We start from the raw sequence: 23130 nt of genomic DNA on the forward strand, positions 1-23130 counted from the left end.
TGACAGGCTTTTCAATCAAAATCATTTATTGATTTCTTTCTTTAATACTTCTACTGCCTTTTTCACTTGTGTGTCGTTTTTAAGGATTTTCTCGCGGATGACCTGCATCAATTTCACGGTAGTATCATCCTTAATGGTGCCGGTTTCTTTAATTTTTTGTTCCCTTTGGAATGCTGTGACCGCATTCTTGGTTGCTTCATCGAAGAATCCATCTATTTTACCTGGATCATGTCCTGCTTCCTTCAGCATCTCTTCAGCCGCCTTAACTTCACTAGAAGAATCGGATGCTTTCAATTCCTTATCAGGCGAAATGTACGGAAGGCTGGCATAATCAGGAAGCTTCACAGTAATATCCGGCTTGATCCCTTTTTTATGAATCCAATTGCCTTCAGGAGTCAACCATTTAGCTGCCGTATATTTGAAGTTAGATCCATCTTCGAAGTCTTGGGCAGTCTGCACTGTCCCTTTCCCAAATGACTTGACACCGATCAATGGAATGTCCGCAGACTCACTGACAGCCGCTGCAACGATTTCAGAAGCACTGGCACTTCCATCATCAATCAGCACGACTACCGGGATTTTCAGTTCTCCATCATTCTCCGATTTATATACATCTTTTTTCCCGCTGCGATCCTCAACTTGAAGGACCACTTTCCCATTAGGTATGAACAGGCTTGCCATTTTTATTGCTTGATCAAGCAGTCCTCCTGGGTTTCCCCGCAAATCCAATACGAGACCCTTCATATCCTTCTTCGACATTTCTTCAAGCGCCGTTTTCAACTCTTGGACTGTATGTTCGGAAAAACTGGTCACTTGAATTTTTGCAACTCCATCATCAAGCATTTCCGCATATACCGTTTCAATCGGAATTGTATCCCGTTTAATGGTGAGCTTAATCGGTTCCGACTCACCAGCTCTTGAGATGGATAGATCCACTTTTGTACCCTTCTCGCCCCTGATTTTCAGGACAGCTTCAGAAGAGCTGAGTCCTTCAACACTTTTACCGTCCACACTTAATATGATATCATTCGGTTTTACCCCTGCTTTTTCTGCTGGGGACCCTTTTATCGGTGAGACGACCATGATTTGTCCATCCTGCTCCTGAATCTCAGCACCGATTCCTTCAAAAGATGAAGAGATGCTCTCATGGAAACTCGATGCTTCCTTTTTATCCATATAAGCAGAATAGGGATCATCCAATGATTTGATCATTCCATTAATTGCGCCGTCAACAAGTTTTTCTTCATCAACCTCTTCATAATAGTCATCTTTTATCTTATCGTATGTAGAATACAGCTTTTCAAATTCCGCATGCTTATCCGGTGCTAATGACTCTACTTTTTCATCTCCAAAGGTCAAGGCTATTGTAGTAATCCCTGCAGTTAGAAATATGACTAAGAAAATCCCCATAATGAACGTAAACTTCTTCATTTTAATGAATTTCCCTGCCTCTTTTGGCTGTTTTTGATTTTCTTCTTCCACTGAAGCCTCACCACTTTCATTCTTCATGACGATATAAACGATTTCATTCCTATTTTATCAGCTTTCATGCCAATCGAAAAATAATAGTTATCAAAAATAACAACTTATAGCCATATGTATTTTTTAATAAACTTCAAATCATGGAGAATGCTCCAAGGACAACAGGCATCTCCTGATATTACAAAAATGCGGATACCTGGAACAAATGAGCCTGTATCCAAACTGCCATTATACAGCATCACTTATTCCTGGTCACCCGCCTGTCATTTACATCCAATTATCAGTCCTGGATAGCTGCTTCCAATGCCACTTCAACCATTTCGTTAAAAGTTGACTGGCGCTCATCCGCCGACGTTTCCTCACCAGTTAAAATGTGATCGGAAATGGTCAATACAGATAAAGCTTGGCGTCCAAATTTAGCAGCAAGCGTGTAAAGGGCCGCTGATTCCATTTCTATCGCAAGTATTTGGTATTTTGCCCATTTTTCCAATTCACTATTATCGTTATAAAACTGATCGGCCGTAAATACATTACCGACCTTCAATTGCAAGCCCTTTGCCGTGCCGGCGTCATAAGCTTTTCTTAGTAATTCGAAATCTGCGGTCGGGGCAAAGTCCACCCCGCCGAAAGTCATACGATTCATTTGGGAATCGGTGGAGGCACTCATGGCAAGGATCACATCCCTGACTTTTACATCTTTTTGAATCGCTCCTGCAGTTCCCACACGAATCAACTTCTGAACATTATAGCTATTCATCAATTCATTCACGTAAATCGAAATGGATGGGACACCCATGCCTGTACCTTGTACAGAAATTCGTTTTCCTTTATATGTCCCTGTATATCCAAACATGTTACGAACTTCATTATAAAGTTTAGCATCCTCTAAAAATGTTTCAGCAATATATTTTGCACGCAACGGGTCCCCAGGAAGTAAGACCGTTTCCGCAATTTCATTCTCTTTTGCACCAATATGTACGCTCATACGACTATGTCCTCCTTAACTTGTGGTTGAAATGATATTCAAAAACTACTATACCATATCAACCACAAGTTAGGAAAATCGAACCTTATCTGGAACTTGAAAAATGGAAATCACGAAACGACTTTTGGCACCCTTCCTAAATCGCAAACAAAACGGCGGAGGTCCGCCGTCTTTTTTTTAATGGTTAATAAAATTAAGGGAAAGGAAGCTGCTAACCGTCTTATGACAGGTTACTCATCGACTTCTTCATCAATTATGCATTTTTCAAGAAGATATTCGAATGTGATGTCAGCAAGATCTTCAACTTCAGCTTCTGTTGGAAGATAGCCCCGTCTTATCAATTCTTGAAAAAAGAATTCCGCTATCTCTTCTGTATCAATAAAAACCTCAATTTCTCGCAAATCATCGCCCCCTTATTTAAAGGTCTATGAATGTGTAGAGACAAATATACCAGTAAGGCATCCCTTAATGGAAAAACATATGAAAGGTCTATCGTTATCAAGTTCCATTCGTGTTCAATTTGAATGGATACTTCTATAGTGAATCTGGAAATTGCCCTTTATAGGTGTCTTTCACTTCGTTTGCTTCTTTTTATGATCTGGATAAATTTCCTCTGCCGCCTTTTCTATTTTAGCAAGGGCGATTTTCATGATGTGACGATATTCATCATCGCCAAAATGTTCGTAGAGCTTACAATAATCATTATATAAATCCAACAGGCCATCAATCATTTCCTTTTTTTCATCTTTTGTCATTGTCATTTCTCGCTCACCTTTACCAGGGTTGTTTTGTTTAGCAATGATAGCAAGCTCATTTTTCTTTTGAGGAAGGAGCAGACCCAACTTTTTAATGATTCCATCTGCACGTTTAGCATCGGCAATCAAAGTCAGTTCTTCTTCATGCGCTTCAAGCCATTCACCATCAGAGATTCTTGATAACTCATAAATTACATCCTCCCAGGCATTTTCCTTATAGCGCCAAATTTCCGTTCGATAGCCGATAATCTTGAAATAATCCTGTTCATATCCATCCACTTGGACCAAGTCACCTAATAAAAATTTATATTCAATATCGATTTGCTCTTTCGGATAAAGGATTTCTCCTTCATATTCATTTATTGATTGCAATGTTTTTTCGATATAAAGACCTTCACTATAGTTCACTTCATACACATAAGCACCATCGAGAAATTTTACATCGGTTATATTCCCGACTGTCCCATACATTGTTATTACGACTGTATCGCCTAATTTAAATTTCGGCTGTTTTTTTTTGCCCATAAGAGACATCCCCCAATATGGTCCTTATCGTTTGATTAGTAAATTATATGCACAAACAAACATGGAGGTTAATGGAATTAAGCGGGCATATTGCTCATTTAGCTAATTAACCGGCCCATTTATTTAAGGGCACTACAACCAAAAACCGCCTCATTTAATGAGACGGTTCGTAGTGGGGATAGTGAGCGTCACTTTCGTTCCTTCGTCGGGGACGCTCTCAATTTGGAATTTCCCTTTTAATTCCTCCATTATCTGAATGCATGTCGCTACACCTAATCCGTTTCCATCCGGTTTGGTGGTATAAAAGGGCATACCGATATTTTTTAAATTCTCGGGACTTATACCTTTTCCATCATCACTGATCACTAATCTTATATATTGGGAGATGGAATCGTGATGCAGTTCAATCTGTCCCCTTGCTTCGATGGCTTCACATGCATTATTCAAGACATTCAGAAGAACCTGCCTTAACCGGTTTCTGTCTGAATAAACAATGACGGATTGTGTCATGCCATTAATTATTCTTACATGAGAACTCGGAATTGAGGAAGTATAGGTATCCATAATTTCATCAAGGAAATCCTTTAAATCGATTTTCTCCCATTCCAGTTGATGCGGTTTTGCCAAATCAAGAAGTTGTGTAACAAATACATTGACCCGATCCACTTCATGAAGCATGACATCGCTATATTTTTCTATCAATGATTTATCATGATCCTGGCTCTTCAATAATTGGAAAAAACCCTTTATTGTCGTCAATGGGTTCCTGATTTCATGGGCGACACCGGCAGCAAGCTGGCCTACATACTTCAATTTTTCCGTACGGACGATTTCCTTCTCACGATCTTCTATCGTTTCCATCATTCTTAGAAAGGCAAGGTTCAATTTTTCCATTTCCTCGAAGCTTCTTTTATCGGAAATGATGAATTCCTTTCCTCCTATGAAATCCTCTGTTGCTTCGACAAGTTCTTGAACTGGCCGAACGAGGGTCTTTGTTAGTAAATAGACAGCCAGAATGATAGAAACAAAAACGATGCTGTAGATGGTCAGGTACCGTGTCAATAGGTCATTCAAAGGCTGAAACACCTGCTTCTTATCAGCACCCACAACAACAAACCATTTATTCTCTGTTTGTGCTATCGTATGGACAGGCTTGATGGAATATATTTTTTCCCCATTCTCTGCACTGTACAAATCATCCGATAACGAAGCTTCCATCAGCTTATCTTTTGTTAATCCCATTTCTCTCAAGGCAGAATCCTGCATAATGCCATGTGGGTCTTTTTTCGAAATCATGATGCCTTCCTGGTTGATCATGAAAAAGTTCACTGGGTATTTATCACTAATTTCATCAGCTTTTTTTTCCATCATCTCCCACAACCCTTCCAAACGGAAAGCTGTGGATACGACTCCGATCATTTCCCCTGCATGATCATATACCGGCGTACTCAGAGCTATAATCGGTTCTGAGAAAGCCCGGGTTTTATATACGTCTGAAAGGAACTCATGACCTTCTATTGCCTCTTTGAACCATATTCTCTTCGCGAGGTTATCCCCGATCATTTTATTGGATGTATCTGCAATGACATTGCCTTCCATATCCAAATGCATAACTCCGTAATAATTTCCTTTTGCATCGATAAACTTTTTTAGTTCATCTGACTTCTCTTCTTTTGAGTGGCCAGGATTGATGATTGCAGAATTTGCACTCATTAATTTCACATCACTGATCCGTTCGTTCAAATAGCTGTATGTTTCATTTACAATATTCAGTGAACCTGCATTCAGGGCATTTTTTGCTTCCTTCTCCAGAAGGGAGCGTTGTGATCCATAGGATATGATTCCCAAAATCAGAAGAGGAACACTTGCAATAAGTAAAGAATAAAGCAAAATTCGGGTTTGAAGGCTTTTTAACATCCTTCCAATCCTCCCTATTCCTGATCTCCCAATATGAGCCCTTCTTCTATTTGGACATACTGTTCCCACGCTTGATCGAATACTGACATACTTTCGAGATAGTCTGCATTCAATTCTAAATAACTGCTCAGTTCATTATAATCAGTCGATTGTTTTGGGAAGCCATGATCCTCATAGGCATAATTGGCAAATTTAGTGATTGCATCAATCTCCTTTGGTTGTCGAAATTTCATTAAATATAAATAAAATGGTCTCATGATGTCGAGCCCCCCTAAAATAACTATGATTTCTGCTTTAATATATCGGAAACTTTCGCTTCCGTCCACTTTTTTAAAAAACAATTTGGTTTTTTCTTCCTCACTTTATGAAATCCACGATTTTTCAACACAAAACGCATTCGTTTTATTACGGAATTACACTAAAATATCGTTCTAAATATGTTCGATAAAGGAGACGAAGTTCTTCAACTGGTATCAATCAATGCCCACGGCCTATAATAAACATGCGGTGCACGGTCTGTCATTCCGCATGAAGGGTGACGGAATGATTTCAAAAACCTTCAATTTCTCACAGGCTATAGTTTTCTGAAAGGAAAAATCAAATCCCCTTCATCGATAGAAATAGTGGTTTACACTGTTCTGTCTAAAATGAGGGGATTTATTCATTCATATTATATGGAACAATTTATTGCTTTTGTTTGCTGTAAAAAATCCAGTCTTTTCACTATCGCCTTACACCTCTTACGAATAGTATGAAAAACATATTACTCACGAGTAGGATTTTCACGATGAAGTTCTTGATAATGATATGCTTTCATTGCATCTGGAGAAATAGTGAATTTCTTTTTGGTACTCTTCCCAGCCATCAAACACCTTGCTATTACTTTTCCCTAATAGTTTATATAACATTTTTTTAGATGGCTATCTGAATCCGCACGATCAGTTGCTATTTCCCCCATTCTCATTGGGATTGGAAATAACCTTAAAAGGGAATTTCAATAGCCGTATCCCTTAAATGAAGGTCTTTTTAAAATTGGAATTTATCAGCAGTTATATTGTGATAGGGCTTTATAAGCTTTTCCCTATTCATAGCTCATTGTCCCTATTTCAACTTCAATTACTCATCATACGCCTTCTGTTCCCAAGCTGTATCATATCAATAACTCCAACCCCAGATCATACATAGTATTGTACCGAAGACAGTAATTAGAGCTAGGAATATAGCGCAATATAATGTCATAAAAATTGATTTGCTATCATCAGTTTCACGAGCATGCATAAACACAACTAGTTGAACAGCTGCTTGTATGAATGCTGTCAATATAAAAATCGTCATGCCTGTTGCTTTTGACATATTGAAGAAGTAAACCAAAATAGCTACAAACGTCAAAATCAATGAAAATACAAAACCCCATACTTGCTTAGCCGGGAATAATTCCTTCATGTTCATGTCATTCCTTTCATGTAGATAAAGGTGAAGATGAAGATCCAAACGATATCTAAGAAATGCCAGTAAAGAGAGAAAATGAAAGATTTATTGGCTGTTTCAGGTGTCAACCCGCGTTTTTTCACTTGAAGGATAATAAATAACCCCCAGAAAAGCCCTAATGTAACATGTGCTCCATGTGTCCCTAATGTTGTAAAAAGTATCGATGTAAATGCACTAGTTTGCAGTGTAGCTCCTTCGCGATAATAGGTAATGAACTCAGTAATTTCAAATCCTATAAATCCTAATCCAAGAAGGAGAGTGATTATGAAAAATGTCAACATAGCTTTCTTGTTGCCAATTCGCATGGCATGAATTCCAAGCCCGATGACAAAACTGCTTGTTAAGAGCAAGAATGTTTCAGCAAGTACTGGAGTGATTTCAAATAATTCTGCTCCAGCAGGTCCATTACCCGAACGATCAACTAATGTAAAATATGATGCAAAGAGTGTTGCAAAAAGCATAATTTCGGCTCCAAGGAAAATCCAGAAGCCTAAAATATTTAGACGATTTTGTTCCGTACTATATTCAAGAGGTTGCGAGTGATCTATTTCCATTTATTAACACCTCCGAATTTTGCTTCTGTCTCTTTTATTTCTTCTACAGAAATGTAATGCCCTTGATCAATTTCGAATGAACGATGAGCCATGCAAACAAAGATACCGATTAACCCAATAATCGCAAGAAACCATATGCTGAATACTAACGCAAATCCAAAGACAAAGAAGATACAGGACAGGATAAACGGTCCCCCGCTGTTATTGGGCATATGAATTTTTTCATAGTCACCCTTGAATAATTCATGACCATTATATTTAGCATCCCAAAACGTTTCCCTTGAGTTCACTTGTGGAATAATAGCAAAGTTATATTCTGGTACTGGATTATGAGTAGCCCATTCAAGGGAACGTGCATCCCACGGATCATCACTAACATCTCTTGGAGCATGGCGAATGCTATAGTAAATCGTATATACGATTAATACAAAGCTGATTGCCATTAAAGCTGCCCCGATAAACGAAATCATATTCAATGGTCCAAATCCAGTCGATTCAGAGTATGTGTACATACGACGTGCTTGACCATCTAAACCCGTAATATACATAGGGAAGAATGCTAAGCAAAAACCAATGGTTAGAAACCAGAACGCCCATTTCCCAATCCTTTCATTCAACATGAAACCAAACATTTTCGGCCAGTAGTAAGTTCCGGCACCAAGCACAGCAAATACTACACCCGGAATAATGACATTGTGGAAGTGAGCTACTAAAAACATTGTATTATGGTATTGATAATCCGCCGCTGACATCGCAAGCATAACCCCGGTAACTCCACCGATTGTGAAAAGAGGTATGAAACCTATTGAATAAAGCATAGGTACGGTAAATCTGATTCTGCCTTTCCACATCGTGAACAACCAGTTAAAGATCTTGATTCCAGTCGGGATAGCGATTACCATCGTTGTAATCGAGAAAATACTATTAACATATGCTGCTTGCCCCATTGTAAAGAAATGGTGCGTCCAAACGAAGAATGAATATATAGAGATAAATACCATTGAAGCAACCATTGATCGATATCCATATAGGTTACGTCGTGAAAAGGTTGGGATAATCTCACTAAAAAGACCAAATGCAGGCAAAATTAAGATATAAACTTCAGGATGTCCCCAAACCCAGAACAGGTTAGCCCAAAGCATATCCATACCGCCATCAGTCATTGTGAAAAACTTGGTTGCGAATAGTCGATCCATTGTTCCCATGATCAGCGCCACTGTTAATACAGGGAATGCGAAAATGATAATAACGCTTGTGACTAAAGCAGACCATGTAAACATTGGCATTTTCATTAATGTCATACCGGGTGCTCTCATTTTAAGAATAGTCGTCAAAAAGTTAATCCCCGTCATTAATGTACCTATTCCGGCTATCTGAATACCAATCATATAATAATTCGTTCCAACATGCGGGCTAAATTCATTACCTGCAAGCGGGAAATAAGATGTCCACCCTGCATCAGGCGAACCACCAATTACAAAAGAGATGTTGAATAGCATCGCACCCATAAAAAATAACCAGAAACTTACGGCATTTAGACGTGGGAATGCTACATCTCGGGCTCCAATTTGTAATGGCACTACGAAATTCATTAAGGCCATAATGTACGGCATCGCCATAAAGAGAATCATCACAACCCCATGTGTTGAAAAAATTTCATTATAGTGCTGTGAATCTAATAATTTGTTATCCGGTACGGCAAGTTGCGCACGCATCATCACAGCATCTACCCCACCACGAAATAGCATTAGCAAAGCAGATATTAGATACATAATACCTATTCTTTTATGATCGACGGTTGTTAGCCAGCCACTCCATAAAAAAAACCATTTTTTAAAGTGGGTTAAACCAACAATGATCAAGAGAACAGTAACACCAATGGCCACCATTGATGAGTAAATGACGGGACTAGGATTAGGTATAAGAAATCTAGAAAAAAAACCCATACTTTTGTGTTTCCTTTCTGAAAATATTTTTCTCGAGATAGACTAAGCAATTATTCATGATTGTGTACTGATTTTTCTTTACTATTACTTGACTTATGATCATGTTCCATATGTTCGCCTTTTGAATTCGCGTTAGAGTCACTTGAGCCATGATGATGTCCAGCATTTTCACCTTCTGGAGCTGGTGAGAAGTCTAAATGAGTTCCAGTAAACGTTAACTGTCCTTCATGACCCGGTTTTAATAATTCATTGAATCTTACTTCAGTAATGGGTTTCGCAGTTTCTTTAACTTCCTTTACCCATTCATCAAACTTATCTTGAGACATCGCTTCGACGTGGAACATGTTTTCAGCGAATCCTTTCCCACTAAAGTTTGCATTTCGTCCCATCATTTCCCCTGATTCGTCCGCTGCTAAGTGTAATGTGGTCACCATGTTAGACATGGCATATTTTTGACCGCCAAGTTGTGGAATCCAGAAACTCGTGATAGGCCCGAATGAATAAAGTTTAAATTCAAGTGGTCGATTTGTTGGAATATACAAGTAGTTAACTGTCTCGATATCGTTTTCTGGATAACTAAAATGCCACTTCCAGTCTGATGACGAAGCGTAAATAACTAATGGATCTTGACCCTTGTACCCTTCCGGAGTGGCTTCCACTTTATTGTTGGAAATTACAGAAACAACGGAGAAGAAAATGACGATTAAAATTGGGACCCCAACAATAATCGTTTCAACAACATGATTCCCTTCAATGTAGGGTGGTTCATAATCTTTAGGTAGTTTAGAGTCACGGTATTTCGTTAACACAAAGACTAAAATAGCACAAACAACTATAACAATAACCGCCATGATCGCAATTGATAGCCAAATCACATTGGCCTGCGTTTGGGCTTGAGGTCCTTTAGGATCTAAGACCGCTAATGATTCACAGCCAGAAAGCACATTGACGATGGTAGAAAGAATAGCTAATGTAACCCATTTTATTTTCATATATGTACCCTTTCTTTTAAGATTCATTTTCTAAGTTATCCACAAAAAATGAAGTTATCCCAAAAAATGCTTATTAAGAATGGTAATTTCTCACAATCATACTTATAGGCGGGATATATATGAATTCATTTGGGGAATGTTCAGAGAAACAGGTAATCTAAATACCTACTTGCTTTGAAAAGAAATTTGAATATGTGAGGAGGAGATACTGCATGGATTTTTTTATTCCTAGTGGTCAAAGTAAGGGAGTGAAGATGAAGATTTAAAATGGTTGAGAATTGTCCTTGATAGGGGTTGGCTGCACTATTGGTACTGGATTTTTTCTTGGACCGGCCATTGATATAAAATAACAGGCCCTTCAATTTTCCTTTCCTTTACAACAGCCGCAGGGATTTTAATTTTGTACGATTGGTCTTTCATTATTATTTCTGCTCTTCGTATTTTGAAAATAAAATTTAGTTGTTTTAACAGTGCTTTTTCATCTACCCTAATACCCTTTGAAGAAATTTAAAAAGACCTCTCCAAAAGAGGCTTCCAAAATAATATATCTCAATATCCCGCTTGCTTCCTTCAGAATTCCGCGTGACTACGGAAAGCAACCGCTAATAATGCCTTCACTGTTCGAGATGTGCACCGACCGCACCGCCGGGCGCACAGAAAAACCTCACCAAAAAAAGTAGATGATGAGGTAACTTCTAATTATTTTTTATTTCCCAAAATCAAAATAATTCCGTTTTAACAACCGCTTCATCTTCAATAACTCGTCATACGTCGTCTGTTTCCCTAACTCTTTCGTATCAATTAAAAACAGCTGGTCTTCAATCTCTTTAGTTGTTTCATCACTCTGAAATAGCGCATGGCAATTATCACAATAGAACGATGGCGTTTCATCAATTTCAACCGCTCTCGATCCATCTGGCAACTCCCAAAACACTGTATCAGTTACCGATTGTAATGTTCCGACCTCACACCATGGACACGTCTCCATGCTATTCATCCCCCTTAGGAGTGCTCTTTTTTTGCTGTGCCTGGAATTTCTTTTCTTTTAACAAATCTCGCTTTTCACGTTTGTTCTTCAATGAAGCATGCTCTGGGTTGGTCACGTAATTTTCCCGACGGTTCATTCGCTTCAGCCCTTCAGGCACTAAATTGAATTGCTTGTCGTTCATTAAACCAGATACACCTATATCTGACTGTTTTTCTTCCATATCAGGATATACCCCTTTGAAATAATCATCTGCAAGTCCTGGTGTATATTGCTCAGGTTCAGGATATGTGGTTATCACACCTTCAAAATTGCGCAGCACCGTTTTTGTTGGAGATTGTGAAAGGATATAATTCGGCTGCAGGGTGATTTTCCCTCCCCCTCCTGGAGCATCGACGACGAAGGTAGGCACTGCATACCCGGATGTATGGCCCCGGAGCCCTTCGATGATTTCAATTCCTTTTGAAATGGGTGCCCTGAAATGACCGATTCCTTCGGAGAGGTCGCACTGATAGATATAGTAAGGGCGGACACGGATCTTAACAAGATCATGCATCAGCTTTTTCATGATTGCGACACTGTCATTTATCCCCGCTAAAATAACTGCCTGGTTGCCTACAGGTACACCCGCATCGGCAAGCATCTCACATGCTTTCTTTGACTCTTCGGTAATTTCTATCGAGGTATTGAAATGAGTATTCAGCCAAACCGGGTGATATTTTTTTAAAATGGCACATAAATTTTCAGTGATTCTTTGAGGAAAAACAACCGGTGCCCGTGTACCTATCCTGATTATTTCAACATGAGGAATTTCCCTTAAGTTTTTGAGGATATATTCAAGGATCGTGTCATTGATCAATAATCCGTCCCCGCCGGAAATAAGGACATCCCGAACTGCCGGTGTGTCACGTATATAACCGATTGCTGCGTCCAATTGTTTTTTTGGCACACCCATGCCAATTTGGCCTGAAAAACGTCTTCGCGTACAATAACGGCAGTACATGGAACATTGATTCGTCACCAAAAAAAGAACGCGATCCGGATATCTATGGGTCAATCCCGGTACAGGGGAGTCCTCATCCTCATGCAGGGGGTCTTCCATGTCATATTTGGTTTTATGCATTTCTTCCGAGATTGGGACCGATTGCATTCTGATTGGACACCTTGGGTCATCTTTATTCATTAACGAAGCATAGTATGGGGTGATATTCAATGGAATGGTTTTCGTGGAAATCCTCACGCCTTCCTCTTCATCCGGAGTCAGGTTTATCACTTTTTTCAAATCATCAACTGTTCGAATCGTATTTGTAAGCTGCCACAGCCAGTTGTTCCATTGTTCTTCGGTTACATCTTTCCATAGCTCTATATCTTTCCAATTGCGGTCTGGCTTATATAAGTCAAATAACATGGTTATACCTCCTGAGTTATGATAGTAGTATTAAATGCAAGAAGGATGCCAAAATGACCCAAAAATTCGAATGCCCATAAAAAAAACCGGACTGCAGGCTGCATCCGGATTTTTCCATCAAATATGTTTTTTTATTTTATATTGCAAGGTCTGTCTTGGAATTTGCAATAGCTTCGATGCTTGGAAAACGTTACCGTTCGTTTGAAGAAGGGCCTCGGTAATCAATTTTGTTTCCATCTCAATCATGGCCTCACGAAGCGGAAGTATTTTTTCGAATGGGTTGCGCTTCTTTAAAAACTGGGGCAAATCTTCAAGATTCAATACATCATTCTCCGTATGGTTCATCATGAATTCTATCGTATGTTTAAGTTCCCTTACATTTCCAGGCCAATCATATTTCCGAAAAAAATCCTTTGTCTTCTCATCCATGCCTTTTATGGACAGTCCTAATTTACTGTTAAATATTGATATGAAATGTTCAGAAAGAAGCTCTATATCATCAATCCGCTCCCTTAGCGGAGGCAGCTCGTAGCTCAATACGTTCAATCGGTAAAATAAATCCGGCCTTAGCCTATTTTCCGATACGGCCTTTTTCGGATCAATATTCATCGCTGCCATGATCCTGACATTCACCTGTACACTTTTTGTACCACCTATCCTCCTGATGAACCCATCTTCAAGCACGCGCAGAAGCTTTGCCTGCAAGTCAATCGGCATCGATTGCAATTCATCCAAAAACAAGGTTCCTCCGTTGGCCAATTCAAACAATCCCTGTCGCTCCACAGCACCAGTGTAGCTTCCTTTTGCCGTACCGAATAGAAGCGATTCCAATAAACTTTCTGGTAAGGCCGCACAATTTTGAGCGATGAAAGGTTCATTACTGCGGCTCGATTCCTGGTGGATGCTTTGAACAAAAAGCTCTTTTCCTACACCGCTTTCCCCATAAACCAATACTGATGAGGTGGAGCGGGCAGCCTTTTTACCTTGGGATATCAAACCTTTAAACCCCTTATCACTTGTCAGGATTTCAGTGAAAGAATACAATCCGCCGTTCCCAGTCGTTTTCCTTTGAGGACTTTTGATTGTCTTGAGCGAGCTTTCCAGATCAGCTAACCTTTCCGATAATTGCTTCAAGCTTGAATAATCCTTTGCAATCTCGATTGCACCTATCATAAACCCATCTACATATATGGGTAGAGTAGTATTTAGCGTCTCAATGATACGCCCATGAGCATTTACATACGATTGACTATAGTTATAGATTGGTTTTTCAGATTTAATGACCCGGAGTAACGTCGATGATTTGTGATTCAAAGAAGGGAACGCTTCAAGCAACGGTTTCCCGAGCACTTCACTTCTTTTCATCCCATCATGATTGGCGGCCACTTCGTTATAAAAGATGGTCTGTCCTTTTGGATCTATCACATGAATGCCTTCATCAATGGTTTCTAATATCGCTTCCAACACTTCACTTGTATTAAAAAATTCACTAGGCAAGCTACCCCTCCTCAATACCTTCTTGCTAGATGTATATGAGGAAATGCCAAAAACTTGTCATGAACCGCCTAAAAATGAGCATTCAACTAAAGTTTTTCACCCAAAGATTCATATCTTCCAGCTTATCAAAGATATAACAATTATTGGCCAAACGTCCGCGGTACGAGTATCCATGCTGATGCAATGCAGCATTCATGCCGAACGAGAGCGACCGGGCAATCGAATAGATACAATAAATGCCGTGTGAAATAAGATAGTCCTCAAGCGCGGAAATCAAGTGTTTCATCAAGCCGTACTGCCGATGTTCCGGCAATGTCGCACAATCAGTGATTTCTGCATTATGGTAAAAGGAATTAATTTCTGCGGAAGCAGCACTTACGATCCTCTCTTCATGGACATAAATATAAAAAACCGTTCCCATTTCCATGCACTTTTTCACATATACCGGATCATTCATCGGTGTGGGATACACCTCGAAAACCTTCCCATACAGTTGGGCCAGCTGAAGTGCATCTGCCACTTCAGCTTTACGGCCTTGATAGGCTGACGGCGGTTCATCCAGTCCGGATTTAATCGGCAGCATCTGAACATCGGTAAGGATTTGATCTTCCCTTTCCCATTCAGCACTATTGCGCCTTTCATTCCGGTTATATTTAACAAGGAAGAAACAATCGCTTCCCAAAAAGAATTTATCGATGCTTCCTTCATATAGGAAGCCCTGAGCAAGCAATGCCATAACGTTTTCCTTGCGGGACTTGAAGATGATTTTTTCTGCTGATATGCTTTTAGCCACCTTCAAGGTTTCCTCCACGCATTCTTGAAAATGCCCTAGATAGTCATCAACCCTGATTCGCTTATTAAAATGGTCGATCGTAATATGTATGGTGCACATTGGCTTTCGAATTCTTTTTTCGATGATTCCAGCCTCCATTTGTCCCGCTCCTTTCACATCTTCGAAAATTGTTGCGAAAGGCCTGACCCTTCCCGGATCAGACCTTGGAACAATGATTATTCCTGGTCCACCCCACACCATTCAATAATGGTCAATGCGATGATTTCTGCAACTTCCAACATTTTATCCACCTCTATATATTCGTTCGAATCATGGGCCATCTTCGTTTCCCCCGGTCCAAACACAACGACAGGGGTAGAACCAACCGATGAAAGATACCCTCCATCCGTCGCCCATGGTGAAGCTTCGACAAGCGGTTCTTCCCCGACCACTTTTTCATAGTATGTGCTAATTGTCTTCATGAGCGGGTGATTGATTTCGAGATTGCCAGGCAGCCATCTGGCCCCAAACCATTCTAATTCAATAGGTCTTTCTTTGAACCATGCATCACTCTCGTTTAAAGCATCTATTCGCTCCTTCAGCGATTCTTGTGCATCTTCCATGGTTTCTGTAGGGGCGATGCCGAATCTTCCTTCCAGGACGGCTGTATCCGGCACGGAGGAAGGCCAATTCCCGCTTTGAATGCTACCAATATTGATTGGAATGGGGATAGGGACATTTTTATAGAGTGAATGACGGAGTGACTCATTCCGTTCTTGTTCAAGCATCTTGATTTCTTTCATTACAACAACCGCTTTATCAATTGCACTGACTCCTTCATACCTAGTGCCTCCATGTGCAGACTTGCCTTTTATTCTCAGTCGAAACCACATCGAACCTTGCTGTAATGGGAATAGTTTCATATTTGTAGGTTCCGGAATGATTGCACCATCAGCTTTATACCCGCGTATGACTGCCGCAAGTGTGCCGGCACCACCGCTTTCCTCTTCAATCACACTCTGAAATATCAAATCCCCCTTCAATTGGATTCCAGATTCGACGATCGCTTCAATGGCCAGCAATAAAGATACATTGCCGCCTTTCATATCCGTCGTTCCCCGCCCGAAAACTTTCCCGTCCATCAACTTGCCGCTATAGGGTTCATCATGCCATGCTGCATGATCTCCTTCAGGAACTACATCAATATGTCCGTTTAAAATAAGGGATTTCCCCTTGCCTGTTCCTCTTTTAATGGCCACAAGGTTCGGATTTCCTTTAAAATCCCTGCGGTCGCAATAAAAATGGGGATGTTTTCTTAATTGTTCATCCCCGATTTCCCATAGGTCTATTTCCAGACCAAGTTGTCTGCACTTTTCGACCACTATTGCTTGTGCACTTCCTTCTTGGCCCCTTTTGCTCGGTTCCTGAACCAGTTTTTGCAAAAGCTGAACCCCATTCATCCGATGTTCATTCAACCATGTTCTTATTTTTTCCTCATACATATCTATTCTCCTCTCATTCTTTTAATTTTTGGATATTTTCAGAGACGGTAAACGAGGCTTCGGTCCGATTCCTGATTTCCTCAATGCTGGACGTATCAAATACATCAGTTAATAGAAGGCCCTCCGAAGTTACGGAAAACACGCCTAATTCGGTGATGATCATATGTACGCATTTTTGGGCTGTTAACGGCAACGTACATGTTTTGACTAATTTAGACATGCCCGCTTTATCGTTATGTTCCATCAAGACAATGACCTTTTTTGCCTTTGCAGCCAGTTCCATTGCACCGCCCATGCCTGGCACCCGCTTTCCCGGAACAATCCAATTTGCGAGATCCCCAGCTTGACTTACTTGAAGGGCTCCTAGAATCGTGATATCCACCCTGCCGCGGCGTATCATTCCAAATGCAACGGTACTGTCGCAGTAAGAAGCCCCGGCTCTAATGGTGATCGGCAATCCCCCAGCATTGCAAAGATGCGCATCTTCCTTCCCCGTTTCAGGAGTACTGCCAATTCCCACAAGGCCATTTTCTGCATGAAACATCACTTTATGATCATCCCAAAGATGATTCGGTACAAGTGATGGAATGCCAATTCCCAAATTTACCAGCATCCCATCGCTTATTTCTGCTGCTGCCCGTTTCGCTATTCTGTTTCTATCCCCTGTTCCCAAACCCATTTCCAATCGACTCCTTTTGATGGAATGATATAATCCACAAAGGCCCCTGGTACAATGATGTTCTCTGGATCCAAAGTGCCCAGCGGAACGATTTGCCTGACTTCGACTATAGTGATCTGTCCGGCCGCAGCAACGATTGGATTCGTATTCCTGGCACTTTTATCGAATAGAAGATTTCCATAAGGATCAGCCATTTCTGCGTAAACAATGGCGATATCTGCAGTTAATGCCGATTCCACCAGGTAATTTTTCTTGCCTAGCTTAACGGTTTGCTTGCCGTCCCGGACGATATCGGCTTCCATTCCAATATCGGTCAATATCCCGCCGAGTCCCATCCCTCCGGCCCGGATGCGTTCGACAAGTGTCCCTTGCGGACAGAACTCCACTTCGAGTTCACCATTGTTCATTAATAGTCCTGCATTGGGATTGGAACCGATATGGGAAACGATGACTTTTTTCGCTCGGCGCTGGGTGACCAGTTTTCCGATTCCGATATTTGGGAAACCTGTATCGTTCCCAATCAAGGTTAAATCCTTAATACCTGATTCCAAAATCACATTGATCAATCCCGGAGGCGTCCCTATGCCACCGAATCCCCCAAATAGGATGGACTGTTTATCTTTAAAGTGATGGCGGACATCTTCCAAACGACAAATCTTCTGGAATGTATTTTCCACCACTATGACTCACTTCCTTGTTGTGATGATCGTTTACCTATCGATTCATTAAATTGCCCAAAGGTTATATCGACCCTCATTAACAATTCAGCACACTCCTCTTCCGATATCGTTAGCGGCGGGGAGATGATGAGGGCTGCCCCGGTTACACCGTCAAGGCCTGCAGCTGCGGGATAAAGAAGGATTCCGTTCCTCATTCCCAATTCAATGATTTCATTGGTCACATCTGCATCCTTCGGAAATGGGGCCTTCGTTGCTTTATCCAGGACAAATTCGATGCCAATCAATAAACCTCTCCCGCGTATATCACCGATAAAGGAATACTTCCCTGCCAACTTTTTCAAGCCCCTAATCAGGTAATTCCCCCTGTCGGCTGATTTTTCGACAAGTTCATTCCTTTCGACATAGTCTAAAACCGCCAAAGATACCGCACACGATAACGGATTTGCACTTAAAGTATGACCTCCTATAATTGACTTCGATCCTTTCATTATGGGTTCCATCACATTTTTGGTCATTACTGCCGCCGCTATTGGGGTATACCCCCCACTCATACCTTTTCCTAATGTCACGATATCAGGTTCCACATCCCAATATTCGGAAGCAAGCATCTTACCGGTACGTCCAAATCCGGTCATTACTTCATCCGCAATGAATAAAATATCATTCTCTTCGCAGATTTTCTTGAGTTTTTGAAAATAACCGTCAGGAGGAACAATGGCCCCTCCGGCTGCGCCGATAACAGGTTCTGCAATGAACGCCGCTATATTTTCACTGCCAATGCGCCGGATTGATGCTTCCAATTCCGAAGCACAGGCCATTCCGCAAGTATGTTGGTCAAGTTGAAGTGGACATCGGTAACAATATGGAGGAGATACAGAAGGATATGATTCAAGCAAAGGAGTAAAGCGTTCCCGGCGAATCGGATGTCCAGACATTGAAAGAGCTCCCATCGTGATGCCATGGTAGCTCATCCATCTCGATATGATTTTCTGTTTCTTTGGCTTCCCTTTTTCCTGCCAATGCTGAATGGCAATTTTCAATGCCGTTTCAGTCGCCTCGGAGCCGCTGTTTACAAAAAAGCTGTATGTCAGTTCCCCTTTGGTCAATTCTGCAATTTTTCCGGCGAGTTTCTCTGCAGCATCGCTGGTAAATTGGGAACGATACACAAACGAAACTTGTTGAGCCTGTTTTACCATCGCCTCAATGATTTCCTGGACTCCATGGCCAATATTGGCTGTAACGGCACCGGAAGAAGCATCGAGATAATCCTTTCCATTTTTATCGTATAAAAACACTCCCTGACCATGACTGATAGTCGGGTAGGCTCCTCCCAGGACCGGTTTGATCAATGAAGACTGCTCCATAAGCCCGCACACTCCTTCTCTTTAAAAACAAATGCCATATAATAAAGTGTATGTCCAGATGAAGGCAATCTTGCTAAGGAAATTGGCCTAAGCATGTATACGGATAATTTCTTGGTTTCATGGGTGATTTTCCAAAAATGGCGACAAAAAAAGTGTATCCGCGAGAGATACACTTTTTTCTTACAATACGCTATTTAGTTTTTCTTCACGAATGGATTCCAAAAAACTTTCATCCTTTAAAACAGCCAACACATTTTTATAAAAAGCCGTTTTATCGATATTTGAAGTATGTACATATTCATACTCTTTTAAAGACGGATGACGCAAAACATTTTTCATGCAGGAATGACAAACTTTTTTAGTTCCTAACTTATAGTAGTTCAAGTTACTTGCATCCCCGTTAGAAGTGTCTTCGTTACAAACGGAACATGTATGGCTCACACGGCCTTTTTTATTATACTCGGCCAAAGCCCCTTCTAAACGAATGGATGCTGGAATTGTTAATAACACATAATCACCTTTTCTATTTTAAATCTCTTAGTATTATATCAGAAAAATAAAGAATTTGAACTATTAGACTCATATTCCCTAATAATGCTTGTAAAATAGGACAATTTCCAGTACTGACAAGAGGAAAGACTCCTAATATACACCATAATGAAAACCATATACATACATACCCCTAACAGATGAAAACACCGTCCATTTTTTGAACGGCGTCTTCAAACCGTTCATGGCTGGATCTGGATCGTCGCTTTTCCGTTCTTCACCTTCATTACTGCTTTTGAACCAACCGGCAAAGTTACAAAAGGATGAACATGACCAAAGTTGGCATTAGCGATCACGGGTATGCCATTTATCTCCTTTTTGGCGGCGATGATTTCCTGCAAAGCATATTCAGTCATTCCTGAATCCTTTTGGAAACGGCCGATGACGATTCCTTTAATCCCACTTGCACCTGGCTGATGGAGCAAGGATTGTAAATCCCGGTCAAAACTGAATGGATGGCTTTCTTCGTCATCTTCTATGAAAAGGATACTGTCCTTTAAAGATGGCATGTACTCTGTACCTTGTAATAGATTGAGTGTACAAAGATTTCCCCCAATGATTGTCCCGGCAGCTTCACCTTCCTGAATGACCATGTATCCAGCATTCGGGTGGAAAGTTCGGTCATCCTGTTCCAAATGCCAAGAATCATCACTCCACGTTTCACTTGGTTCAAGATAAAAACCTTCACTTTCAATTACAGCCTTTTTAAAATATTCCATCGTATATTCCAGACCAGCCTTCATCCCGAACGTCGAGAAATGGGGACCTGAATATGTAGTTAAGCCTGTTTTATTATAAATGGCCAATAAAATGGCGGTTATATCACTATACCCCATCAACACTTTTGGATTTTCCTTAATCAAATCATAGTCGATATACCGTAACAATTGGTTAGCGTTATACCCCCCGATGCTTGTGAAAATCCCCTTAACATTCGGATCCCTGAACGCATCATGCAAATCCTCGATCCGGTCTTCGATCGAATTCGAGAAAAAGTCATCATGGAACAAAACCGTTTTACCATATGTCACTTTAAAACCAAGCTCAGTCAATCTTTCTTCTGCCAATCTGCGTTGTTCCCCTTTGACAATCGCCAAACTTCTGGAAGGAGCAATTACGCGAATTTCATCCCCTGCTTGTAAACGGGAAGGTTTCATATCTTTATCCCCCTAAATTAATTACATTCTGTCGTTATTTTAGCAGAAATGGTTTACAAAGAAAACTAAGTCCCTTATCGTATGTCATTCACCGAGCTAGTTTCTTTGAATTCTTACGTCATTCCCGATGCACAGAAATCAGGATTTAAAACAGGAATGGCTGTGTATCGCCTGTCCCATGATCACCTGGATTTATCCATGACGATTCAGTCAGCAACCATGGAATTGGAAAAGTCCACCGTCAAACCACCAATTTCCATACATAAAGAAAAGACCAGCTTTATCAACTGGTCTTTGGGTTATTGAATTAGCAGCAGAATGAAGCACCGATGATAATCAATAGAATGAACAAGACAACGATTAAAGCGAAGCCTGATCCAAATCCGCAGCTACCGCCGCCGTATCCACCACCGCCGTATCCACCGCCACCATATCCGTACCCTGGTCCTGCACCATTTCCACCATATCCGTACATTAAGTTTCACTCCTTTTAGAATTCTGTTTTCTCTTTACACCTTACCATATGTCGATACGCCCGCCTTGGTCTGTGCATTTGCCTATTTTTTTGGATTTAAGAAAAAACTTCAATCAACACCATCTTAAGCGTTATTCATTCAATGGCTGAAATCCTACGAGTAACCATGAAAATTGTCACAAATTTATTGTGTTACTTTAAAATTGGGATATAATAAGGAAAAAACAATTCTTAGCCTCTTTAAGCTATCTCATACCTACATGGATACATAAAAGGCAATACGGGGGAACATAATTGAAAACGAAAGCAAAACCCTTCATCCCTTTCGCTGCAATCGCCACGATCCTTCTTATCAGCTATATCCTTCAAAAAGTTCCTAAAACATATGGATCAGATGATTCGATAAATGTTTATCAAAAATTCCAATCAGGCCAGCCCATTCAGTATCTCGTCATTGGTGACAGTATCGGAAGAGGATCGGGAGCTGAAAATCCTAATCGAACATGGTTCAAACAGCTAGAAAATAAGATGAATGATGCCAATGATATTCCGTTACACGGTGACTACGTGGTCCAAAGCGGATCAACAGCTTTTGAGGGCCTATTCAAGCTTTCCCAAAGAAGGAAGCATGATCATAAAGATCTGATTTTCATCGTTTTTGGTGAAAATGACCGCAAATATATGAATGTCGATGATTTTACCATGACATATGAAGCGTTAATGAGAAAGGCAAAACGGCTCCACCCTAATGCTGAGTTATTCACAATAACAGAGAGTTCCTTGAAATATGAGGAATTTGCGTCAGCCATTGGACTTTTATCCAAACATTATGGTGCTACAAATGTGGATATGCGGCCGATATTCAAAAATTCAGGATATACGGAAAAACAGCTGACCAAAGATTTGGTACATCCAAATGGGCTGGGGTATAAATTATATGCCGATGCCATTTATGAACGGTTCCTGGATAACATCAAACAAGAGAAGGCTGTAGCGGTTCTTCCAACTAAGCTGCATGCCCGTTCCGGTTTTGAATTATCGGAAATTGACCACTATGAAAAAATGAGCGGTTTCCGGCCAATGGGCGGCTATTTCACTAGTAGTGAAAAGGGCAGTGTGATTCAATATACCTTCAAAGGGAGTATGCTTGGTGTGAAACTGCTTAGAAGTCCTGATGGCGGGGAAGTGAATGTATGGATTGACGGAAATGAAATCACGACTTTGAATACATGGTGGCCATTTGCCCGTGAAAGATATTTATTTGTCACTAATGGACTTCGCCCCGGTTCACATACTGTCCGTTTTGAGGTGACTGGCAGGACTAAAGCAATGGACCTGACCGACATTCCATATGTCCGGATCGCGTCAATCATCACAGATTGAATATTACTCAATAAATAACCCCCTATCATAATCTG

At 40.7% G+C, this 23130-nt stretch carries 23 protein-coding genes; 2 read left to right on the forward strand and 21 right to left on the reverse strand.

What is annotated here, in order from left to right:
• Positions 1–21 precede the first annotated feature (21 nt).
• The 20 genes from AC2YHV_RS15130 to AC2YHV_RS15225 form a co-directional block, all read right to left on the reverse strand.
• Positions 22–1482 (reverse strand): lmo1851 family serine protease, encoded by a 1461-nt coding sequence (locus AC2YHV_RS15130; RefSeq protein WP_487373534.1) that lies wholly within the window; start codon positions 1480–1482, stop codon positions 22–24.
• Positions 1483–1762: 280 nt separating this feature from the next.
• Positions 1763–2467, reverse strand: a complete 705-nt coding sequence (gene deoD, locus AC2YHV_RS15135; RefSeq protein ID WP_034307509.1) for a purine-nucleoside phosphorylase — start codon at positions 2465–2467, stop codon at positions 1763–1765.
• A gap of 230 nt (positions 2468–2697) precedes the next feature.
• On the reverse strand, positions 2698–2868 hold the full coding sequence (locus AC2YHV_RS15140; RefSeq protein WP_064505166.1) for a YozD family protein: 171 nt from the start codon (positions 2866–2868) through the stop codon (positions 2698–2700).
• A gap of 171 nt (positions 2869–3039) precedes the next feature.
• Positions 3040–3747, reverse strand: a complete 708-nt coding sequence (locus AC2YHV_RS15145) for a hypothetical protein (RefSeq protein ID WP_034307510.1) — start codon at positions 3745–3747, stop codon at positions 3040–3042.
• Between the two features lie 150 nt (positions 3748–3897).
• Complete coding sequence (locus tag AC2YHV_RS15150; protein WP_106027680.1) at positions 3898–5664, reverse strand: ATP-binding protein; 1767 nt, start codon at positions 5662–5664, stop codon at positions 3898–3900.
• Positions 5665–5678: 14 nt separating this feature from the next.
• The gene (locus AC2YHV_RS15155) at positions 5679–5921 is read right to left on the reverse strand and encodes a YozE family protein (RefSeq protein ID WP_034307512.1); all 243 of its coding nucleotides are present in this window, start codon (positions 5919–5921) and stop codon (positions 5679–5681) included.
• Between the two features lie 898 nt (positions 5922–6819).
• On the reverse strand, positions 6820–7107 hold the full coding sequence (qoxD, locus tag AC2YHV_RS15160) for a cytochrome aa3 quinol oxidase subunit IV (protein ID WP_057277337.1): 288 nt from the start codon (positions 7105–7107) through the stop codon (positions 6820–6822).
• Between the two features lie 2 nt (positions 7108–7109).
• Positions 7110–7706 carry a cytochrome aa3 quinol oxidase subunit III gene (gene qoxC, locus AC2YHV_RS15165; protein ID WP_328097459.1) on the reverse strand — a complete coding sequence of 199 codons (597 nt, stop codon included), beginning with the start codon at positions 7704–7706 and terminating at the stop codon, positions 7110–7112.
• Positions 7697–9652 carry a cytochrome aa3 quinol oxidase subunit I gene (gene qoxB, locus AC2YHV_RS15170; RefSeq protein WP_487373535.1) on the reverse strand — a complete coding sequence of 652 codons (1956 nt, stop codon included), beginning with the start codon at positions 9650–9652 and terminating at the stop codon, positions 7697–7699. The genes qoxC and qoxB overlap by 10 nt, the downstream gene beginning before the upstream one ends.
• A gap of 50 nt (positions 9653–9702) precedes the next feature.
• Positions 9703–10644: a cytochrome aa3 quinol oxidase subunit II gene (gene qoxA, locus AC2YHV_RS15175; protein ID WP_063575879.1), complete on the reverse strand. Its 942-nt coding sequence runs from the start codon at positions 10642–10644 to the stop codon at positions 9703–9705.
• Positions 10645–11350: 706 nt separating this feature from the next.
• Complete coding sequence (locus tag AC2YHV_RS15180; RefSeq protein WP_063575878.1) at positions 11351–11632, reverse strand: YokU family protein; 282 nt, start codon at positions 11630–11632, stop codon at positions 11351–11353.
• A gap of 1 nt (position 11633) precedes the next feature.
• Positions 11634–13037 (reverse strand): lysine 2,3-aminomutase, encoded by a 1404-nt coding sequence (gene kamA, locus AC2YHV_RS15185; RefSeq protein ID WP_249598167.1) that lies wholly within the window; start codon positions 13035–13037, stop codon positions 11634–11636.
• A 117-nt stretch (positions 13038–13154) separates the two neighbouring features.
• Positions 13155–14534 carry a sigma-54 interaction domain-containing protein gene (locus tag AC2YHV_RS15190; RefSeq protein WP_230135672.1) on the reverse strand — a complete coding sequence of 460 codons (1380 nt, stop codon included), beginning with the start codon at positions 14532–14534 and terminating at the stop codon, positions 13155–13157.
• 82 nt (positions 14535–14616) lie between these two features.
• On the reverse strand, positions 14617–15465 hold the full coding sequence (gene ablB, locus AC2YHV_RS15195; protein ID WP_057277900.1) for a putative beta-lysine N-acetyltransferase: 849 nt from the start codon (positions 15463–15465) through the stop codon (positions 14617–14619).
• Between the two features lie 77 nt (positions 15466–15542).
• Positions 15543–16808, reverse strand: coding sequence for a peptidase (locus tag AC2YHV_RS15200; protein ID WP_487373536.1), 1266 nt, complete (start codon positions 16806–16808; stop codon positions 15543–15545).
• A 13-nt stretch (positions 16809–16821) separates the two neighbouring features.
• Positions 16822–17487, reverse strand: coding sequence for a 3-oxoacid CoA-transferase subunit B (locus AC2YHV_RS15205; protein ID WP_057277328.1), 666 nt, complete (start codon positions 17485–17487; stop codon positions 16822–16824).
• Positions 17454–18164 (reverse strand): CoA transferase subunit A, encoded by a 711-nt coding sequence (locus tag AC2YHV_RS15210; RefSeq protein WP_098185859.1) that lies wholly within the window; start codon positions 18162–18164, stop codon positions 17454–17456. The genes AC2YHV_RS15205 and AC2YHV_RS15210 overlap by 34 nt, the downstream gene beginning before the upstream one ends.
• Positions 18165–18166: 2 nt before the next feature.
• Positions 18167–19531, reverse strand: coding sequence for an aspartate aminotransferase family protein (locus AC2YHV_RS15215; protein WP_063575874.1), 1365 nt, complete (start codon positions 19529–19531; stop codon positions 18167–18169).
• A gap of 180 nt (positions 19532–19711) precedes the next feature.
• A complete protein-coding gene (locus AC2YHV_RS15220) occupies positions 19712–20041 on the reverse strand; it encodes a hypothetical protein (protein ID WP_034307530.1) in 330 nt (109 codons plus the stop codon).
• A 221-nt stretch (positions 20042–20262) separates the two neighbouring features.
• Entirely contained in the window at positions 20263–21237 is a 975-nt protein-coding gene (locus tag AC2YHV_RS15225; protein ID WP_487373537.1) for a S66 peptidase family protein, read from the reverse strand.
• A 105-nt stretch (positions 21238–21342) separates the two neighbouring features.
• On the opposite strand from AC2YHV_RS15225, the gene AC2YHV_RS15230 reads away from it, so the two are divergent.
• On the forward strand, positions 21343–21543 hold the full coding sequence (locus AC2YHV_RS15230) for a hypothetical protein (RefSeq protein WP_487373538.1): 201 nt from the start codon (positions 21343–21345) through the stop codon (positions 21541–21543).
• 1 nt (position 21544) lies between these two features.
• Here AC2YHV_RS15230 and AC2YHV_RS15235 read toward each other — a convergent pair whose 3' ends face one another.
• Positions 21545–21712, reverse strand: a complete 168-nt coding sequence (locus tag AC2YHV_RS15235; RefSeq protein WP_063575872.1) for a YjcZ family sporulation protein — start codon at positions 21710–21712, stop codon at positions 21545–21547.
• 294 nt (positions 21713–22006) lie between these two features.
• Between AC2YHV_RS15235 and AC2YHV_RS15240 the strand changes: the two genes are divergently transcribed.
• Positions 22007–23095 (forward strand): SGNH/GDSL hydrolase family protein, encoded by a 1089-nt coding sequence (locus AC2YHV_RS15240; protein WP_106027670.1) that lies wholly within the window; start codon positions 22007–22009, stop codon positions 23093–23095.
• The last annotated feature ends 35 nt before the right edge of the window (positions 23096–23130 follow it).

The organism is Peribacillus sp. SRI_006 (assembly GCF_057586375.1).

What these genes read in the sequence shown, in the direction of transcription:
- AC2YHV_RS15205 (WP_057277328.1), bottom strand. Translation starts at nt 17,487, where the DNA reads ATGGGTTTGGGAACAGGGGATAGAAACAGAATAGCGAAACGGGCAGCA.
- kamA (WP_249598167.1), bottom strand. Translation starts at nt 13,037, where the DNA reads ATGTTATTTGACTTATATAAGCCAGACCGCAATTGGAAAGATATAGAG.
- AC2YHV_RS15180 (WP_063575878.1), bottom strand. Translation starts at nt 11,632, where the DNA reads ATGGAGACGTGTCCATGGTGTGAGGTCGGAACATTACAATCGGTAACT.
- AC2YHV_RS15200 (WP_487373536.1), bottom strand. Translation starts at nt 16,808, where the DNA reads ATGTATGAGGAAAAAATAAGAACATGGTTGAATGAACATCGGATGAAT.
- AC2YHV_RS15155 (WP_034307512.1), bottom strand. Translation starts at nt 5,921, where the DNA reads ATGAGACCATTTTATTTATATTTAATGAAATTTCGACAACCAAAGGAG.
- qoxD (WP_057277337.1), bottom strand. Translation starts at nt 7,107, where the DNA reads ATGAAGGAATTATTCCCGGCTAAGCAAGTATGGGGTTTTGTATTTTCA.
- qoxA (WP_063575879.1), bottom strand. Translation starts at nt 10,644, where the DNA reads ATGAAAATAAAATGGGTTACATTAGCTATTCTTTCTACCATCGTCAAT.
- AC2YHV_RS15145 (WP_034307510.1), bottom strand. Translation starts at nt 3,747, where the DNA reads ATGGGCAAAAAAAAACAGCCGAAATTTAAATTAGGCGATACAGTCGTA.
- AC2YHV_RS15215 (WP_063575874.1), bottom strand. Translation starts at nt 19,531, where the DNA reads ATGGAGCAGTCTTCATTGATCAAACCGGTCCTGGGAGGAGCCTACCCG.
- deoD (WP_034307509.1), bottom strand. Translation starts at nt 2,467, where the DNA reads ATGAGCGTACATATTGGTGCAAAAGAGAATGAAATTGCGGAAACGGTC.
- qoxC (WP_328097459.1), bottom strand. Translation starts at nt 7,706, where the DNA reads ATGGAAATAGATCACTCGCAACCTCTTGAATATAGTACGGAACAAAAT.
- AC2YHV_RS15225 (WP_487373537.1), bottom strand. Translation starts at nt 21,237, where the DNA reads ATGAAACCTTCCCGTTTACAAGCAGGGGATGAAATTCGCGTAATTGCT.
- AC2YHV_RS15150 (WP_106027680.1), bottom strand. Translation starts at nt 5,664, where the DNA reads ATGTTAAAAAGCCTTCAAACCCGAATTTTGCTTTATTCTTTACTTATT.
- AC2YHV_RS15235 (WP_063575872.1), bottom strand. Translation starts at nt 21,712, where the DNA reads ATGTACGGATATGGTGGAAATGGTGCAGGACCAGGGTACGGATATGGT.
- ablB (WP_057277900.1), bottom strand. Translation starts at nt 15,465, where the DNA reads ATGGAGGCTGGAATCATCGAAAAAAGAATTCGAAAGCCAATGTGCACC.
- qoxB (WP_487373535.1), bottom strand. Translation starts at nt 9,652, where the DNA reads ATGGGTTTTTTTTCTAGATTTCTTATACCTAATCCTAGTCCCGTCATT.